Source organism: Paraburkholderia sp. (assembly GCF_036488505.1).
Taxonomy (GTDB): domain Bacteria; phylum Pseudomonadota; class Gammaproteobacteria; order Burkholderiales; family Burkholderiaceae; genus Paraburkholderia.
In genome coordinates this window covers 1-16559 of sequence record NZ_DASXHN010000161.1, presented here as the reverse complement: position 1 = coordinate 16559, position 16559 = coordinate 1, and the positions used below count along the sequence as shown (strand labels likewise).

Below are 16559 nucleotides of genomic sequence, written 5' to 3'. Positions count from 1 at the left end.
ATGTTGAGTCCATATAATAGGATTTTAGTGGTCGCTCAAGCGTTTGATGACGCGCGTCGTGGCTCCGTCGAACGTTCGACTGCCGTGCGAATGGACACAAAAATGCCCGCGCGCGGCGGGCTTCGATGGGGAAAATTTGCGAGATTACGGCTGGCTGGCTGGCACCGGCAGCGCGGGCGGACCTAGTCCGGCAACTCGGCCGCCCCCATGCGCCGCGCGATCACCCGCGCGCGCTGCGTCAGATACGTCGAATTGCGGTGTTCGTCGAAGTATCGCGGGCGCGGCAGCATCACCGCGAGCCGCGCCGACTGCGCGGCGGTGAGTTTCGCGGCCGAGGTCTTGTAGTAATACTGCGCGGCCGCCTCGGCGCCGTACACGCCGTCGCCCCACTCGACCGAATTCAGATAAATCTCGAAGATCCGCTGCTTGTCCATCAGCGTTTCGAGCATCCACGTGATGATCAGCTCCTGGCCCTTGCGGATGTAGCTCTTCTCGCGCGACAGGAACAGGTTGCGCGCGAGCTGCTGGCTGATCGTCGAGCCGCCGCGCACGATCCGGCCTTTCGCCTTGTTGCGTTCCCACGCCTGCAGGATCGCGTCGGTTTCGTAGCCGTTGTTGTTGACGAAGTTCGCGTCTTCGGACGCGATGATCGCGCGCTTCAGGTTGCGCGAAATCTGCTCGTACGGCACCCACGTGCGCTGCACCGGCAAACCCGGCCGATCCTGCGACAGACGCCACGCGTCCGAGCGCATGAACGCAGTCGAACGCGGATTCACGACATTCCACAGCGCGATCTGCGCGAAGTAGAACGCCTGGGTCGCGAGCCACGCGATCGCCGCCACGGCGATCAGATAGACGAGCCAACGCAGTGGTCCGGCTCGGCCCCGCGAACCGCCTGCCCGCCGCGTCGCTGTCATCGTGCGTCCAGTCCTCGAATGGGTGAATGCCGCAAGGTGATGAGATGAAACGACACGCGGGCGTTACGCGCGCGACGGCGCGCTCAGCAGCGCGCGCAGTTCCGCGAGCACCGGCGCGCCGTCCGGGCGCACGCCGCGCCACACGTAGAACGATTCGGCCGCCTGTTCGACTAGCATGCCGAGGCCGTCGGCGCCGCGCGCGCCGAGCTTCGCCGCGTGCTCGATGAAGACCGTCGGATGCGCGCCGTACATCATGTCGTAGGCCAGCGTGCCGTTGCCGAACGCGCGCTCGTCGCATTCCGGCAACGATGCATCGAGGCTGCCGGCGGTCGCATTGACGATCACGTCGTACGGCACTGCATCGATTGCGCGCGCACTGCCGCCAGCGAGACGGCAGTGCGCGTCACGCGCGGCCTGCGCGAACTGGTCGACCAGCGCGTCGGCCTTCTGCGCGGTGCGGTTGACGATGGTCAGCGAATGCGGCGCGCGCTCGAGCATCGGCAGCACCACGCCGCGCGCGGCGCCGCCCGCGCCCAGCAGCAGGATGCGCGCGCCCTTCAGTGGCACGCCGAGATTCACCTCGATGTCGCGCACGAGGCCGACGCCGTCCGTGTTGTCGCCATAGATGCCATCGGCATCGACCCGCAACGTGTTCACCGCGCCGGCCGCCGCCGCGCGCGGCGACAGCGTGTTCGCGAATGCGTGCGCATCGAGCTTGAACGGCACGGTCACGTTCAGACCGCGCCCGCCCGCTTCGATGAACGCGCGCACGTGCGGCACGAATGCGTCGACCGGCGCAAGCAGGTGACCGTAGTCGACCGGCTCGCCGGTTTGCGCCGCGAAGCGGCCGTGAATGAACGGCGACTTGCTATGGCCGACCGGATTGCCGATGACCGCGTAGCGCTCGCGTGCCCGGTTGCCGCTCAGGTTGCGGCTGAGGTTGCCGCTCATCTTGCCGGCGCCGTGATCGGCCGTTCGGGTTGTTCGTCGCCGGACGCGCTCGCGGCGTCGGACTGCCCGTTGCGATCGGTATCGCCCTCGGGGGTGGCGCCCGCGTCACCGTTCGCCGCGGCGGGATCGCCATCGGCGTCACGATCGGCGTTGCCATCGGTCTCCGCTTCGGCCTGCGCCTCGGCTTCGCCTTCGGCGCTGTCGTCGGCGGCGTCGAGCAGTTCTTCTTCGTCGCCGTCGTCCGCGGCTTGCGCTTCAGCGCCGCTCGTCACAGCCGGCGCGTCGAGCACGTGCAGCAGACGCACCGACGCTTCGATCGTCAGTTCGTCGATCGACATCACTTCCATCAGCATGCGCGTGCCGCGCGCATGCACGCCGAGACCCGGCACATGCAGCAGCAACGGAATTTCCTCGAGACGCACCAGGTCGTCCTTCACCACCGATGCGACGACCTGCTTGCGGTTCTCCTGCTTGAGCCAGCGCAGGCACCAGAAGTACTCCATGCGGCGCTGATAGTCGGCATACGCGGTGTAGGTGTCGTCGAAGCCCTGCACGACCGCAAACAGATCGGCGTCTTTCGGCTTGAACGGCGCGGCGAGCTTCGCGGTCACCCCATGCTGCACGCAGGCGATCAGTTGCCACTGATTCACGAGGTCGACGTAGCGGCGCAGCGGCGACGTGCTCCACGCGTACTGGGTGACGCCCAGGCCTTCGTGCGGCGCCGCATTGGTCTGCATGCGCGTGCGCTTTGGGCCGCTCGGCGTGCCGAATGCGCGCTGCGTGCGGTAGATGCCCGGCACGCCGTGATCGTGCAGGAACCCGCCCCACGACGAGTTCGCGAGAATCGCCAGCTCGGCGACGATCGTGTCGAGCGGCGAGCCGCGCCGGCGCGGCGTGATCGTGATGTGCTCGCCTTCCACGTAGAAATTGAAGTCGGTGTTGCGCTGCACTTCGCGGCGCAGCCCGTAGCCGGCGCGCGCGGTCTGGCGCTTTTCGAACAGCGCCTGCGCGAACGGCCACAGCACCGCGATGTCGTCCTTATGCGGGTACTCGCCAGTGCCCCCGGCGAGTGCCGCTTCGGTGACGACTTCGTCGAGCGTGTTATGGCGCAGGTTGCTCTTCACGAACACGCGCTCGGCGCGCGTTTCGCTCGCGACGATGTCCTGCGTCTCGCGATTGACGATCACATACAACGACAGAGCCGGCCGATAGCCACCCTCGGCGAGCGTGAAGGTTTCGACGACGCTGTCGGGCAGCATCGTGATCTTGTCGCCCGGCATATAGACGGTCGACAGACGCGCACGCGCGATCGCATCGACGTCGTCGCCACGCTGGATACCGAGCGCCGGCGCGGCGATGTGCACACCGATGCGCACGCGACCGTCGGCCAGATGCTCGACCGAGAACGCATCGTCGATTTCGGTGGTGGTCACGTCGTCGATCGAGAACGCTTCGACATCCGCTTGCGGCAGATCGTCGGGCACGCTCGCGGCGGCGACGGGCGGGAAGCCGGTGCCGTGCGGGAAGAATTCGGAAAGGAATTTCGCCTCGTGCAGCGCGCGCGGCGACGCGATCGCGCCGCATTCGAGCATCAGCCGCGCCTGCGAAATGCCGCGCGCGGCGGCGGCGCCTTCGAGCGCCTTGTATTCGATTGTGTTCTTGTCGGGTTTCGTGAGCAGCGCGAGCGCTTTTGCGCCCGTGAACGCTTCCGGCAGCCGGCCTTCCTTCAGCGCTTCTTCGTACTGCGCCTGCACGAGCGCCTGCTGACGCTTGCGCTCGAGGCCCGCGAGCGCCATCTTCAGTTGCTCCTCGGGCGCGCGCTGATACATGCCCCGGCCTTTGCGGCGGAAGTACACCGGCGAGCCGTGCAGGCGCAGCACCAGTGCAGCGCGCTCGACCGCGCCGAAGCGGTCGCCGAAGTACTCGGCGCCCAGCGACGCGAACGCGAATTCGTCTTCAGGCGCGCACTCCCACAGGAAGTCGAGGTCGATCTCCTGCGCGAGCGCATCGGCCTGCTGCATCAGGTCGGCCGCGCCCGGTTTGTCGAATTCGATCAGCACGTCCTTGCCACGCACCTTCGCGCGCCGGCCGCCCGGCAACTCGACCTGAAACGCGTCGCCCTGGCGCGACAGCACGCTGCCAGCCTTGAAACTGCCCGATTCCTCGAAGAAAACATTCACACTCAATACTCTCGTTCTGACTTGCATCCACCGGCGCGCCCGATCCTGTTCAGCGATCGATCACGGCGTGCCCGGCACGGCAACATGTTCGTGATAATGAAGCCGCGGCGCTCAGCGCGTCGCCGCGGGTTGAATCCTGTGACTGGCGGCGGCGCGTTGATGCAGCGTTTGCCGCGGCGTCCTGCGTGTGCACGCCGCGAGCGGCCTGAACTCCGTCAGCCCGGCTCAGGCCGCTTCGCGCGGCGCGGGCGGCTCGACATGGTCCGCGTCGCAAAACGCCAGCACCGCGTCGAGGTACTGCGCGAATTCGCTGATCGCATGGTCGCTGCCTTCGATCAACGTCGTGCGCGCGCCCGGATAGTGCGCGAGCATTTCGCGGTAGTCGAGCACCTCGTCGCCGGTCGCGGCCACCACATAATAGCGTTCGGGGCGCGTAATCGACGCGACCCCGAGCGCGCGCAGTTCATCCAGATGATGCGGTTCGACGACGATGCTGCCGCCGCCATGCCACAACGGCTGTTCGCCGAGATAGGCGCTCAGGTCGCGCTGCGGCACGACCGCCGGGTTCAGCAGCACCGCCGGCCAGCCGTGCTTTTCTGCAAGATGCGTGGCGAAGTAGCCGCCGAGCGAACTGCCGACCACCGTGACGCGCGGATTGCCAGCGTTTTTGCCAGCCCGCGCGTCGGCCTTCCCGACCAGCGACTCGACCAGCGCGATCGTCTCGAACGGCGAGACCGGCAGCATCGGACAGCACCATTCGTCGCTGCGCCCGAGTTCGGCGAGACGCGCGGCGAGCAGCCGCGCCTTGAATGAATTCGGCGACGAACGGAAACCGTGCAGGTAGAGAATCACGACGCGCCTCGCGCGGACAGTGCGTCGAGCAGCTTCTGATGCACGCCGCCGAAGCCGCCGTTGCTCATCACCAGAACCTGGTCGCCGGGGCGCGCCGCGTGGACGACGGCCTTGACGAGCGCGTCAAGCTGGTCGAAAGCCTGCGCTTTCCCGCCAAGCGGCGCGAGCGCCTCGGCGAGGTTCCAGCCAAGCGCGTCGCGGCCGCTCGGCGCACCGTAGCCGAATACCAGATCGGCGTCGGTGAGACTGGCCGGCAGTTGAGCCTTCATCACGCCGAGCTTCATCGTGTTCGAGCGTGGTTCGAGCACCGCGAGAATCCGCGTGTTGTCGCGGCCGACGCGCGCACGCAAACCGGCCACCGTGGTTGCGATCGCAGTCGGGTGATGCGCGAAGTCGTCGTACACGGTCACGCCGTCGACACTGCCGCGCACTTCCATGCGGCGCTTCACGTTACGGAAACCCGTCAGCGACTTCGCGGCCTGCGCAGGCGGCACGCCGACGTGGCGCGCGGCGGCGATCGCGGCGAGCGCGTTCATGCGGTTGTGCTCGCCCTGCACCTGCCAGTCGACGACACCGGCACGCTCACCGTTGTGATAGACCGCGAAGCGTTCGTCCACCGGCACGCCTTCCTCCGCCGCTTGCACTTCCCAGCCGCCCTGCACGCCGAAACGCTCGACTTCGCTCCAGCAGCCGCGCGTCAGCACGCGCTCGAGCGCATTCTCGCGGCCGTTCGTGACCACCCGGCCAAGCCTCGGCACCGTGCGGATCAGATGATGGAATTGCGTTTCGATCGCGGCGAGATCGGGGAAGATGTCGGCGTGATCGAATTCGAGATTGTTCAGCACCGCCGTTTTCGGGCGGTAATGGACGAACTTCGAGCGCTTGTCGAAGAACGCGGTGTCGTATTCGTCGGCTTCGATCACGAAGAAGCTCGAATCGGTGAGCCGCGCGGACACGCCGAAATTTAACGGCACGCCGCCGATCAGAAAGCCGGGATTGAGGCCCGCGTCCTCGAGCAGCCAGGTCAGCATCGAGCTGGTGGTGGTCTTGCCGTGCGTGCCGGCCACAGCGAGTACCCATTTGCCGTTCAGCACGTGCTCGCCGAGCCATTGAGGACCGGACACATACGGCAGGCCGCGGTCGAGAATCGCCTCCATCAGCGGGTTGCCGCGCGAGACGACGTTGCCGATCACGAACAGATCCGCGTTCAGGCCATTCAGCTGGTCCGCGTCGTAACCCTCGATCAGCCGGATGCCTTGCGCCTCGAGCTGCGTGCTCATCGGCGGATAGACGCCGGCGTCACAGCCGGTCACAGTGTGGCCCGCGCCGCGCGCGAGCACTGCGAGACCGCCCATGAAGGTGCCGCAGATGCCGAGGATGTGGATGTGCATAAGCCTGGTGGTGCCGCGCGGGCCTTTTTTGCGAGGGATGGGAGAGCCGCAGGACGGCCCGACAGCCGTCTGCAAAGGGACGCTTATTGTAACCGACGCCGCGCGTGGCGCCCTTCGGGTACGGCCTCCCCCGGCCGCCGGACGGCGTCGCCAACCTCGATCTAGTATCATGGACGGATGGTTCGCAAATCACATTTTGATCCGCAGCGCGTGCGCGAGGAAATCGCCATTGCTGCTGCGCGCATGATCGCGGAAGACGGTCTGGACTACGCGACGGCGAAGCGCAAAGCGGCCCGGCAAGTTGTCGGAGAGACGCGTGTTGCCGGCGAATGGCTGCCCGACAACGACCAGATTGAAGAGGAAATCCGCGAATACCAGTCGCTCTTTCAGGGCGACAGCCAACCCGCGGTGCTGCGGCGGCTGCGCCGCATCGCGCTCGACTGGATGGAACGGCTCGCCCCCTTCAACCCCTATCTGACCGGCGCGGTGCTCGGCGGCACGGCCGGCGAGCACTCGGACATCCATCTGCAGGTGTTCTGCGATAACCCGAAGGAAGTCGCGATCTATATGCTGAACGCGAACATCCAGTACGACGTGTCGGAAACGCGGCACTTCGCGGGCCGCGGTTACGTCGAGACGCTGAGCTTTCTGTGGCGCCCGGCCGACGAGCCGCGCGACGCCGCGCCCGCCGGCATCCACGTCGCGCTCTACGAAACCGACGACTTGCGCGGCGCAGTGCGCGCCGACGCGCGCGGTCGTACCGCGCGGGCCAATCTGCAGGTAGTGCAGGCGCTGCTCGACGGCGGCGAAGTCACTTCCGTCGCCAACTAAACAAATCGAACAGGTCACGATGAACACGAGACGGATTCTGGCGGGCGCGGTCGTCGCGCTGGCGGCCGCGGGCGGCGGGGTGCTGGCCAATCACTGGCTCACTCGCGATTCCGACGCCGCTTACGCAGCGCAACCCGACACGCATCAAGGCGCGGTGCAGCAGTTGTGGGCGGCGCCGGTCACGAGCGTCGACGGCAAGCCGCAGTCGCTCAGTCTGCTCAAGGGGCGCCCGATCGTCGTGAACTTCTGGGCGTCGTGGTGCGGGCCATGCGTCGAGGAAATGCCCGAGCTGTCGCAGATTCAGCGCGATTATGCGAACAAGGGAATCCAGTTTGTCGGGCTCGGTGTCGACTCCGAAAAGAACATCCGGACCTTCCTGCAGAAGGTCAAGGTGGCCTACCCGATCTACGTGACGGGCTTCGGCGGCGCCGACCTCGCCCGCACGTTCGGCAACAATGCGGGCGGTTTGCCGTTTACCGTCGTGATCGACGCAAAAGGCAACATTCGCTCGACAAAATTGGGCCAGATCGACCCCGCAGCGCTCAGACACACCCTCGATACGCTGTAAATTTCCAATCTTCCCCGTTGGCTTCGTTTTGCGCCACATTCCGCGCGCTACGAGCACAAATGCGCGCCGTTTCCGCGAATTTGAGCGAAGAAGCGTTATCCGTGACGGGCCCGCCCGCGCCAGCCGCTGCCGCGTACGCGCGCGAAACTAGACAAGTTTCTCTAATCGGCGCTAAAGTGCGCGCAATTCCACGGAAAAAGAAGCGACCATGACGCGACTGCTGGTACTGCACGGACCTAACCTCAACCTTCTCGGCACCCGGGAACCCGAGGTCTACGGCCGTGTGACCTTGCCGCAGATCGATCGGGCGCTTGCTGACCGCGCCGCCGACGCAGGCGCCGAGTTCGCGTCGTTTCAGAGCAATCACGAAGGCGCGCTGGTCGACCGCATCCAGGCCGCCCGCAGCGAAAAGACCGATTTCATTCTGATCAACCCCGCCGCTTACACGCACACGAGCGTAGCGATTCGCGACGCGCTCGCGGGAGTCGGCATCCCGTTCGTCGAGATACATCTGTCGAACGTGCATCGCCGCGAATCGTTCCGGCATCACTCGTATTTCTCCGACCAGGCCGAAGGCGTGATTTGCGGCCTCGGCTGGAAGGGCTATCTGTACGCGCTCGAATTCGCGCTCGACCGGCTCACGGCCGACTCGTCGCGCGGCTGAATCCAAACACGTCCAATTGAGCCGGCTACTGCACGACTGCACACGCCGGCACACTACGCATTGAAAGGGGCAACCTGATGGATCTACGTAAACTCAAAACTCTGATCGACCTCGTCTCCGAGTCCGGTATCTCCGAACTCGAAGTGACCGAGGGCGAAGGCAAGGTCCGCATCGTCAAGAATGCGCCGCCGGTTTACGTGCAACCGTCCGCCACTTACGCCGCGCCGCAATTCCAGCAAGCGGCTCCGGCCGCCGCCGGCGAAGCCGCCAGCGCACCAGCAGCACCGGCCGCCGCCGCGCCGCAGGGTCATGTCGTGACCTCGCCGATGGTCGGCACGTTCTACCGTGCGCCGTCGCCGGGCGCCGATCCGTTCGTGCAGGTCGGCGACACGGTGAAGGAAGGCCAGACCATCTGCATCATCGAAGCGATGAAGCTGCTCAACGAGATCGAGTCGGACAAGTCCGGCGTGGTCAAGGAAATCCTCGTCGAAAACGGCCAGGCCGTCGAATACGGCCAACCGCTGTTCGTGGTCGGCTAACGCGGCACCCAGTGTTCGCCGCCCGCGCGCCGTTCATCCCGAGGCGCGCGACCGATCCTCTGCGGCAGCCGGTGTCGTGACCGACCCCGCGCCCATTGATGAGTCGAAAACCCGCTATGTTTGAAAAAATCCTCATTGCCAATCGTGGCGAGATCGCGCTTCGTATCCAGCGTGCGTGCCGCGAACTCGGCGTCAAGACGGTCGTCGTCTATTCGGAAGCCGACAAGGAAGCCAAGTACGTGAAGCTCGCCGACGAGGCGGTTTGCATCGGCCCGGCCCCGTCCAATCTGAGCTATCTGAACATGCCGGCGCTGATCAGCGCGGCGGAAGTAACCGACGCCGAAGCGATCCACCCTGGCTACGGCTTCCTGTCGGAGAACGCCGACTTCGCCGAGCGCGTCGAGCAGTCCGGCTTCACCTTCATCGGGCCGCGCCCCGAAACCATCCGCATGATGGGCGACAAGGTCACGGCCAAGCAGACCATGATCAAGACCGGCGTGCCGTGCGTGCCGGGTTCGGAAGGCGCGTTGCCGGACGATCCCAAAGAGATCGTGAAGATTGCCCGCCAGGTCGGCTATCCGGTCATCATCAAGGCGGCCGGCGGCGGCGGTGGCCGCGGCATGCGCGTGGTCCACACGGAAGCAGCGCTGGTGAACGCGGTGAACATGACCCGCGAGGAAGCCGGCCGCGCGTTCGGCAACCCGCAGGTCTATATGGAGAAGTTCCTCGAGAACCCGCGCCACATCGAGATCCAGGTGCTCGCCGACTCGTTCAGGAACGCAGTGTGGCTCGGCGAGCGCGACTGCTCGATGCAGCGCCGCCACCAGAAGGTGATCGAAGAAGCGCCGGCGCCGGGCATCGCCCGCCGTCTGATCGACCGTATCGGCGATCGTTGCGCGGATGCGTGCAAGAAGATGGGCTACCTCGGCGCGGGCACCTTCGAGTTTCTGTATGAAAACGGCGAGTTCTACTTCATCGAGATGAACACGCGCGTGCAGGTCGAGCATCCGGTGACCGAACTGATCACCGGTGTCGACATCGTGCAGGAGCAGATCCGCATCGCGGCCGGCGAGAAGCTCACGTTCCGTCAGCGCGACATCCAGTTCCGCGGCCATGCGATCGAATGCCGGATCAACGCCGAAGATCCGTTCAAATTCACGCCGTCGCCGGGGCGCCTGACCTCCTGGCATATGCCGGGGGGCCCCGGCATCCGGGTCGACTCGCATGCGTACAACGGCTATTTCGTACCCCCGAACTACGATTCGATGATCGGCAAGCTGATCGCTTATGGCGCGACGCGCGAACAGGCGATCAAGCGGATGCGCATCGCGCTCTCGGAGATGGTGGTCGAAGGGATTCAGACCAACATCCCGCTGCACCGCGAGCTGATGCTCGATGCGAAGTTCGTCGAAGGCGGCACCAGCATTCACTACCTCGAAAACCGGCTGGCCGCGCGTCAGCAGGTCGGCGAAGAAGCCTGAGTCATGAGCTATCGGGAACTGGTCGCCGAAGTGGCGCGCGAGCATGCGGAGCCATTCTCCGACGCGCTGCTCGAGCTGGGCGCGCTGTCCGTATCGGTCGAAGACGCCGACGCCGACACGCCCGATGAGCAGCCGCTCTTCGGCGAACCCGGTCTCACGCCGGATCGCAACGCGTGGCAACGTTCGCGCGTGATCGCGCTGCTCGCGCCGGAACACGACCCGGCGCTGCTGCTGATCGCAGCGGCGAATGAAATCGGACTCGACAGCGCGCCGGCCTATACCGTGCGCGACGTCGAGGAACAGGACTGGGTTCGGCTCACGCAATCGCAGTTCGATCCGATCCAGATTGGCGAGCGCATCTGGGTCGTGCCGTCGTGGCACGACGCGCCAGACCCGGGCGCGTTGGTGCTGGAGCTGGATCCGGGCCTCGCGTTCGGCACCGGCAGCCACCCGACCACGCGCCTGTGCATGGAGTGGATCGAGCAATCGGTGCGGGCTGGCCAGTCGGTGCTCGACTACGGCTGCGGCTCCGGCATTCTCGCGATTCTCGCGAACAAGTGCGGTGCGAATCCGGTGGTCGGCATCGATATCGATCCGCAAGCAGTCGAATCGGCGCGCCACAACAGCGAGCGCAATCGCGCCGACGTGACCTACGGCCTGCCCGACGCATGTCCGGCCGGCGCATTCGACGTGGTGGTCGCGAACATCCTGTCCAATCCGCTGAAGCTGATGGCGTCGATGCTCGCGTCGAAGGTTAAACCGGGTGGACGCATCGCGCTGTCGGGCATTCTCGCTCGCCAGGCCGACGAGGTGGCGCAGGTCTACGCGCGCTGGATCGACATCGGCGTATGGCGCGAACACGAAGGTTGGGTGTGCCTGACAGGAACGCGCCGCGAAAGCCATTAGAATAAAGCGTATCGTCCAACCAACGGCCCCCGGCTTAACAGTTCAATATGCTCCTGGCGACGCGTTGTCCCTTCTGTGAAACTGTTTTCAGCCTGCAACCGGCGCAGCTTGCGCAGCGCCGCGGTCTCGTGCGTTGCGGGCACTGCCAGGAAGTCTTCGACGCGTCGAGCAGCCTGTTCGACGTCAGCGAAGGTGGCGATTTTTCGAAGGCCAAACCGGTGGCCGCCGCGGCGGCGATCGAAGCGCTCTCGGGCGAGCGGCAAAACATCCCCGGTTTCAGCCCCGACGCGGGGAATCCGTGGGCGCCTGCTGCGACTCGCCCCTCGGGTAGCGCGCCAGGCTACAGCGCCGATAAGACCTCGGCTAATACGTCTCGCAGCGCATCGGGCACCACGCTCGACGATCGTCTGCACGACAGCGCGGCCAGCATACCGCTTGCGCCGCTTCCCGCAGGTGGCAGCCACGGGACACCGGCTGCCGCGCCCCTGCCGCGCGCGGCGACCGAGCCTGAATTGCGCGCCGGCGGCTTCACCACCCCATTGCCCGCCGATCACGAACCGACGCTGGCGGACGCGCCGCTCGAACCATTCGCTTATCCACCGGACGAGCCGCCCAGCGTTGCCGGGGCGCCAGCAGTCTCCTCCGCAGAGGCTTCCGCCGCATCGCCCGCGCCGGCCGCTGCCGCTGCTGTCGCCCCGGCGGCCGCCGACGAGGGCCCGCGCGTGTGGCACAAGACCGAACGCGCGGGGTCGTCCACTGTGGACGACTCCGCACTGCGCGAGCCGGCGAGTCTGCATGGCATCCCCGATAACGAGCCCCGCTTCGGCACGGCCGGTGCGGCGTCGACCCGCTTCGGCGCAGGCGCCGCTGCCGGCTTCGGCGCAGCGGCCGGCGGCTCGGGCATCGGTGGCCCCGGCGGCCCAGCTGGCCCACGGCCGCCCGGCGGCCCAGCACCTGCCCCATCGAGCGGCGAACCGTTCTCGGTCCGCCCCGTCCACGACGGCACCGATCCATTCCCGATCACGCGCGAGACACGTGCCGCCGAAGCGCGGCCGGTCGGTTGGCTCGCGGCCGGCGCGGTGCTCGCGGCACTGCTCGTCATCGCACTGCTTGCGCAGCTCGCGTGGTGGCAGCGCGAAGCCGTGCAAGTCGCGTTGCCGCGCTCGCAGATCCTGTACGCGAAGGCCTGTGCGTTTCTCGGTTGTCAGCTGAGCCCGCCGCACGACATCGACGGACTGCTCGTCGAGCCATCCGATCTGCGGCAGGTCGACGGCCCGCACAAGCTCGAGCTGAAGATGCCGCTGCACAACCGCCTGAACATCGCGCTCGCCTACCCGGCGATCGAACTCACCCTGCTCGACGATCAGAACAACGTCGCGGTGCGGCGCGTGCTGTGGCCGCAGGACTACGTGCCGCCCGGCACCGTGATCGCGGCCGGCCTGCCCGCGCACGCGACGCAGACGATGATCGTGCATCTCGATACCGGGACAGCGGTCGCGTCGAATTTTCGCGTGCAGATTTTTTATCCGTAACTCACCCCTGACGCCCGCCTGCGAGCGGCGTTTCACTGTCGGTTTCGCTGTCGTCACCGACGCAATTTCGGAGCACAACAATGAGCCAAGTCACACTGGGTGGCAACCCGATCGAAGTAAGCGGCACGTTCCCGTCGGTGGGCCAGAAGGCCGCCGAGTTCTCGCTGGTCGGCAAGGACCTGAAGCCGCTGTCGCTCGCCGACTTCGCCGGCAAGCGCAAGGTGCTCAACATCGTCCCGAGCCTCGACACGCCGACCTGCGCAACCTCGACCCGCAAGTTCAACGAAGCCGCCGCGAAGCTCACCAACACGGCCGTGATCGTCGTCTCCGGCGACCTGCCGTTCGCCGCGTCGCGCTTCTGCACGACCGAAGGCATCGAGAACGTCGTAACGGCGTCGACCTTCCGCGGCCATGAATTCGCGCAAGCGTATGGCGTCGACGTGACGAGCGGCCCACTGACCGGGCTGACGGCGCGCGCGGTCGTCGTGATCGACGAGAACGACAAGGTCGTGCACGCCGAGCTGGTCGGCGAAATCAAGAACGAACCGAACTACGACGCAGCGCTCGCCGCGCTGAAGTAAGTCTCGCGCGCACGAGCCGGCGCCGCGCCTTCACGCGCGGCGTTGTCGTATCGTTGCGCCTCTTCCCATCGCTTTTTCACAGGAACGCCCGCCTTGGCTACGCTCATCTGCGGCTCGCTCGCCTACGACAACATCATGACCTTCGAAGGCCGCTTTCGGGAGCACATCCTGCCGGAGCAGGTCCACATCCTGAACGTGAGCTTCCTGGTGCCGACCATGCGCCGCGAGTTCGGCGGCTGCGCAGGCAACATCGCCTATGCGCTGAATCTGCTGGGCGGCGACGCGCGCATCATGGGCGCGATCGGCGCCATCGACGCGCAGCTCTATCTGGACCGGCTCGCGCAGCTCGGCCTGTCGACGCAAAACGTGCTCGTCGTGCCGGATGCCTACTCGGCGCAGGCGATGATCACCACCGACCTCGAGAACAATCAGATCACCGCGTTCCACCCGGGCGCGATGATGCAATCGCACCGGAATCGCGCGGACGATGTAGCAGGCATCACGCTCGGCATCGTCGCGCCGGACGGCTACGACGGCATGGTCCAGCACGCCGACCAGTTGGCCGCCGCAGGCGTGCCGTTCATCTTCGATCCGGGCCAGGGATTGCCGCTCTTCGACGGCGAGACGCTCCGGCGCATGATTGAACTTGCTACCTATGTGGCGGTCAACGACTACGAGGCCAGGCTGGTGAGCAACAAGACCGGCTGGTCGACCGAAGACATCGCCAGCAAGGTCGACGCGCTCATCATCACGCTCGGTGAAAACGGAGCACAGATCTATCACGGCGACGGCGTCGAAGACATTCCGGCGGTCAAGGCAAAGCAGGTTCTCGATCCCACCGGTTGCGGCGATGCATTTCGCGGCGGCTTGCTGTACGGTATCGAGAACGGGCTCCGCTGGGCGACTACCGGCCGGCTCGCCAGTTTGATGGGCGCAATGAAAATCGAGCAGCAAGGCCCTCAAAACTATGCGCCCAGCCGGGCGGAGATCAACGAGCGGTTCAAGCAGGCCTTCGGATACGACCTGCCGTGATATCGCGAGCTATGGGAGTTTTGGAATGAGCACAACGAGTCGCCTGATCGTCGCCACACTGATCGCCGGTTCACTGGCCCTGTCGGGCTGCGCGGTCAACAGCAGTTCGCCCGACGTTTTCACCGCGTCGCAGGCGCAGCGTGAACAGACGGTTCGCATGGGCACCGTGGATAGCGTACGCGCGGTGCGCATCAGCTCGAACAACGGCCAGCCGAGCGGCGTCGGCGCACTCGGTGGCGCGGCGCTCGGCGCGCTGGCGGGCAGCACGATCGGCGGCGGCCGCGGCTCGGTCGCCACCGGTATCGTCGGCGGCATTGGCGGCGGGGTCGCCGGCAACGCGGTCGAAAACAGGGTGGCCATGCGCGACGGCCTCGAGATTACCGTGCGGCTCGACAACGGCGACATGCGCGCGATCACCCAGACTACCACCGGCGAGGTATTCCGCGCCGGCGATCGCGTCCGGCTTCTGTCGAGCGGCGGCGTCACGCGCGTAACCCACTAACGGACACTAGCGGACACCCAAGCCACCCACGGATTTCCCCTCTCGCGCGGCCGCGCGTCGTTCTCCTTCCGCGCCGCGACGACGACCTCGACACGCATGCGCCCTCACGGGTCCATGCGTGTTTTTTCGTTCACGCGTTTTTCGGCCACGCGTTTTTCGTCCACCTGATATTCGTGTGCGCGCCGGCGTGAACCGAGCGTCGCTGCGTCACCGCTCACGCGTCCCGCCATCGCCACTCGCGCCGGGCAAAAAAAAGCCCGCTACCGGAAACCGGCAACGGGACATTGACCGGGTGGCTCGCTCACAGCTCGAGCACGCCCCGGTCATCAGACACATCTGTCGATGCGCCGAAGTACTGTTACTGCTTACGGACGGCTGCCCGTCGGAAACGGCCATGCGGCTGCCGGGTTCAGCGCGGTCTTCACCGTCGCCGCCGGTGCGCTCGAGACAGCAGGAGCAGCCGGCGCAGGAGCAGCCTTCTTGGCAACAGCCTTCTTCGCAGGCGCAGCCTTCTTCGCAGGCGCGGCGGCCTTCTTCGCAGGCGCAGCGGCCTTCTTCGCGGCAGCCTTCTTCGCAGGTGCGGCTTTCTTCGCGGCAGCCTTCTTCGCAGGCGCAGCCTTCTTCGCGGCAGCCTTCTTCGCAGGTGCAGCTTTCTTCGCGGCAGCCTTCTTCGCAGGCGCAGCCTTCTTGGCAGCGGCCTTCTTCGCCGGTGCCGCCTTCTTCGCCGCAGTCTTCTTCGCCGGCGCCTTCTTGGCTGCAACCTTCTTCGCCGCAGCCTTCTTCGCCGGTGCCGCCTTCTTCGCCGCTACCTTCTTCGCCGGCGCCTTCTTGGCTGCAACCTTCTTCGCTGCAACCTTCTTCGCCGCAACCTTCTTCACTGCGACCTTCTTCGCAGCGACCTTCTTGGCCGGAGCGGCTTTCTTAGCCGGAGCGGCCTTCTTTGCTGCGGTCTTCTTTGCTGCGGTCTTCTTGGCCGCGGCCTTCTTTGCAGTTGCCATCATTTTCTCCTTCAGGTTTTTAGATGAGTCAGTTCAAACTTCACACCCTTCGTCAAAACCCGCTTCCCGCGGGACGCCTTTCACGGCGCGCGCTACGAAGCGGGCTATTCATCGGCGTACGCTGGTGCAACGCGCTTACGCTAATGAATGCGGTAAGGCGCGCGGTGCCCCGAGGCACCGCGCGCCAGATCTGGTCGGCGTCGACTGGCGACGCCGGCAATTGCTTGATCGGGCCGCCGGCGATCACGCCAGCGGCTTTTTCCGGGGGGAAGTTTGCCCATCCCACTGAAGGGTCCGCAAAGTGCCTGTCATGTTTGTGGGCCGTCAAGGCACCGGGCACGCTTTGCATCAGGCCGTTCTGCTCCTAACCCAGGCTGCCGCCGCCACAAGCCGGCGGCATCCCATCAATGAATACATCCGCGACACGCGTCCGGCTTACTCCCAGGACAGCGCGCCGCCAGTCTGATATTCGATCACTCGCGTTTCGAAGAAATTGCGTTCCTTCTTCAGGTCGATCATCTCGCTCATCCACGGGAACGGGTTTTCCTCGTTCGGGTACAGCGGATCGAGACCGATCTGCTGGCAACGGCGGTTGCAGATGAAGCGCAGATAGCTCTTGAACATCGACGCGTTG

Annotated in this window: 16 protein-coding genes and 2 pseudogenes; 10 read left to right on the top strand and 8 right to left on the bottom strand. The window is 65.8% G+C overall.

Features of this window, described 5'->3' with window-relative positions; genetic code table 11:
* Positions 1-182: 182 nt before the first annotated feature.
* The 5 genes from mtgA to mpl all read right to left on the bottom strand — a co-directional run bounded on the left by mtgA (position 183) and on the right by mpl (position 6291).
* The gene (mtgA, locus tag VGH68_RS09610) at positions 183-917 is read right to left on the bottom strand and encodes a monofunctional biosynthetic peptidoglycan transglycosylase (protein WP_331603355.1); all 735 of its coding nucleotides are present in this window, start codon (positions 915-917) and stop codon (positions 183-185) included.
* Between the two features lie 63 nt (positions 918-980).
* Complete coding sequence (aroE, locus tag VGH68_RS09605) at positions 981-1868, bottom strand: shikimate dehydrogenase (protein WP_414696918.1); 888 nt, start codon at positions 1866-1868, stop codon at positions 981-983.
* Positions 1865-4048 (bottom strand): ribonuclease catalytic domain-containing protein, encoded by a 2184-nt coding sequence (locus VGH68_RS09600; protein ID WP_331603367.1) that lies wholly within the window; start codon positions 4046-4048, stop codon positions 1865-1867. The genes aroE and VGH68_RS09600 overlap by 4 nt, the downstream gene beginning before the upstream one ends.
* 225 nt (positions 4049-4273) lie before the next feature.
* The gene (locus VGH68_RS09595; RefSeq protein WP_331603354.1) at positions 4274-4900 is read right to left on the bottom strand and encodes a YqiA/YcfP family alpha/beta fold hydrolase; all 627 of its coding nucleotides are present in this window, start codon (positions 4898-4900) and stop codon (positions 4274-4276) included.
* Entirely contained in the window at positions 4897-6291 is a 1395-nt protein-coding gene (gene mpl / locus VGH68_RS09590) for a UDP-N-acetylmuramate:L-alanyl-gamma-D-glutamyl-meso-diaminopimelate ligase (protein ID WP_331603353.1), read from the bottom strand. The genes VGH68_RS09595 and mpl overlap by 4 nt, the downstream gene beginning before the upstream one ends.
* 177 nt (positions 6292-6468) lie before the next feature.
* Between mpl and VGH68_RS09585 the strand changes: the two genes are divergently transcribed.
* From VGH68_RS09585 to VGH68_RS09540, 10 genes are all read left to right on the top strand, one after another.
* Positions 6469-7122 carry a UDP-N-acetylmuramate--alanine ligase gene (locus VGH68_RS09585; protein ID WP_331603352.1) on the top strand — a complete coding sequence of 218 codons (654 nt, stop codon included), beginning with the start codon at positions 6469-6471 and terminating at the stop codon, positions 7120-7122.
* A 19-nt stretch (positions 7123-7141) separates the two neighbouring features.
* Complete coding sequence (locus VGH68_RS09580) at positions 7142-7690, top strand: TlpA disulfide reductase family protein (RefSeq protein ID WP_331603351.1); 549 nt, start codon at positions 7142-7144, stop codon at positions 7688-7690.
* A gap of 208 nt (positions 7691-7898) precedes the next feature.
* Entirely contained in the window at positions 7899-8354 is a 456-nt protein-coding gene (gene aroQ / locus VGH68_RS09575; protein WP_331603350.1) for a type II 3-dehydroquinate dehydratase, read from the top strand.
* A 77-nt stretch (positions 8355-8431) separates the two neighbouring features.
* Positions 8432-8893 (top strand): acetyl-CoA carboxylase biotin carboxyl carrier protein, encoded by a 462-nt coding sequence (gene accB, locus VGH68_RS09570; protein WP_331603348.1) that lies wholly within the window; start codon positions 8432-8434, stop codon positions 8891-8893.
* A gap of 116 nt (positions 8894-9009) precedes the next feature.
* The gene (accC, locus tag VGH68_RS09565) at positions 9010-10374 is read left to right on the top strand and encodes an acetyl-CoA carboxylase biotin carboxylase subunit (RefSeq protein WP_331603347.1); all 1365 of its coding nucleotides are present in this window, start codon (positions 9010-9012) and stop codon (positions 10372-10374) included.
* Positions 10375-10377: 3 nt separating this feature from the next.
* Positions 10378-11280, top strand: coding sequence for a 50S ribosomal protein L11 methyltransferase (gene prmA, locus VGH68_RS09560; protein ID WP_331603346.1), 903 nt, complete (start codon positions 10378-10380; stop codon positions 11278-11280).
* 47 nt (positions 11281-11327) lie between these two features.
* Positions 11328-12812, top strand: a complete 1485-nt coding sequence (locus tag VGH68_RS09555) for a zinc-ribbon and DUF3426 domain-containing protein (protein WP_331603345.1) — start codon at positions 11328-11330, stop codon at positions 12810-12812.
* 80 nt (positions 12813-12892) lie between these two features.
* Positions 12893-13393 carry a thiol peroxidase gene (tpx, locus tag VGH68_RS09550; RefSeq protein WP_331603344.1) on the top strand — a complete coding sequence of 167 codons (501 nt, stop codon included), beginning with the start codon at positions 12893-12895 and terminating at the stop codon, positions 13391-13393.
* 93 nt (positions 13394-13486) lie between these two features.
* Positions 13487-14425 carry a carbohydrate kinase family protein gene (locus tag VGH68_RS09545; protein WP_331603343.1) on the top strand — a complete coding sequence of 313 codons (939 nt, stop codon included), beginning with the start codon at positions 13487-13489 and terminating at the stop codon, positions 14423-14425.
* A gap of 25 nt (positions 14426-14450) precedes the next feature.
* Positions 14451-14927 carry a hypothetical protein gene (locus VGH68_RS09540; protein WP_331603342.1) on the top strand — a complete coding sequence of 159 codons (477 nt, stop codon included), beginning with the start codon at positions 14451-14453 and terminating at the stop codon, positions 14925-14927.
* Positions 14928-15292: 365 nt separating this feature from the next.
* On the opposite strand, the gene VGH68_RS09535 is transcribed toward VGH68_RS09540, so the two are convergent.
* The 3 genes and pseudogenes from VGH68_RS09535 to VGH68_RS09525 form a co-directional block, all read right to left on the bottom strand.
* Positions 15293-15925: a histone H1-like repetitive region-containing protein gene (locus tag VGH68_RS09535; protein WP_331603341.1), complete on the bottom strand. Its 633-nt coding sequence runs from the start codon at positions 15923-15925 to the stop codon at positions 15293-15295.
* 33 nt (positions 15926-15958) lie between these two features.
* A pseudogene (locus VGH68_RS09530) lies at positions 15959-16274 on the bottom strand (hypothetical protein).
* A gap of 86 nt (positions 16275-16360) precedes the next feature.
* Positions 16361-16559: pseudogene (locus VGH68_RS09525) on the bottom strand (ribonucleotide-diphosphate reductase subunit beta); the annotation flags it as partial.

Bases quoted from the DNA above. Each gene is read 5' to 3' on its own strand.
- accB (WP_331603348.1), top strand. From the start codon at position 8,432: ATGGATCTACGTAAACTCAAAACTCTGATCGACCTCGTCTCCGAGTCC.
- aroQ (WP_331603350.1), top strand. From the start codon at position 7,899: ATGACGCGACTGCTGGTACTGCACGGACCTAACCTCAACCTTCTCGGC.
- mpl (WP_331603353.1), bottom strand. From the start codon at position 6,291: ATGCACATCCACATCCTCGGCATCTGCGGCACCTTCATGGGCGGTCTC.
- tpx (WP_331603344.1), top strand. From the start codon at position 12,893: ATGAGCCAAGTCACACTGGGTGGCAACCCGATCGAAGTAAGCGGCACG.
- prmA (WP_331603346.1), top strand. From the start codon at position 10,378: ATGAGCTATCGGGAACTGGTCGCCGAAGTGGCGCGCGAGCATGCGGAG.
- VGH68_RS09585 (WP_331603352.1), top strand. From the start codon at position 6,469: ATGGTTCGCAAATCACATTTTGATCCGCAGCGCGTGCGCGAGGAAATC.
- accC (WP_331603347.1), top strand. From the start codon at position 9,010: ATGTTTGAAAAAATCCTCATTGCCAATCGTGGCGAGATCGCGCTTCGT.
- aroE (WP_414696918.1), bottom strand. From the start codon at position 1,868: ATGAGCGGCAACCTCAGCCGCAACCTGAGCGGCAACCGGGCACGCGAG.
- VGH68_RS09555 (WP_331603345.1), top strand. From the start codon at position 11,328: ATGCTCCTGGCGACGCGTTGTCCCTTCTGTGAAACTGTTTTCAGCCTG.
- mtgA (WP_331603355.1), bottom strand. From the start codon at position 917: ATGACAGCGACGCGGCGGGCAGGCGGTTCGCGGGGCCGAGCCGGACCA.
- VGH68_RS09580 (WP_331603351.1), top strand. From the start codon at position 7,142: ATGAACACGAGACGGATTCTGGCGGGCGCGGTCGTCGCGCTGGCGGCC.
- VGH68_RS09535 (WP_331603341.1), bottom strand. From the start codon at position 15,925: ATGGCAACTGCAAAGAAGGCCGCGGCCAAGAAGACCGCAGCAAAGAAG.
- VGH68_RS09540 (WP_331603342.1), top strand. From the start codon at position 14,451: ATGAGCACAACGAGTCGCCTGATCGTCGCCACACTGATCGCCGGTTCA.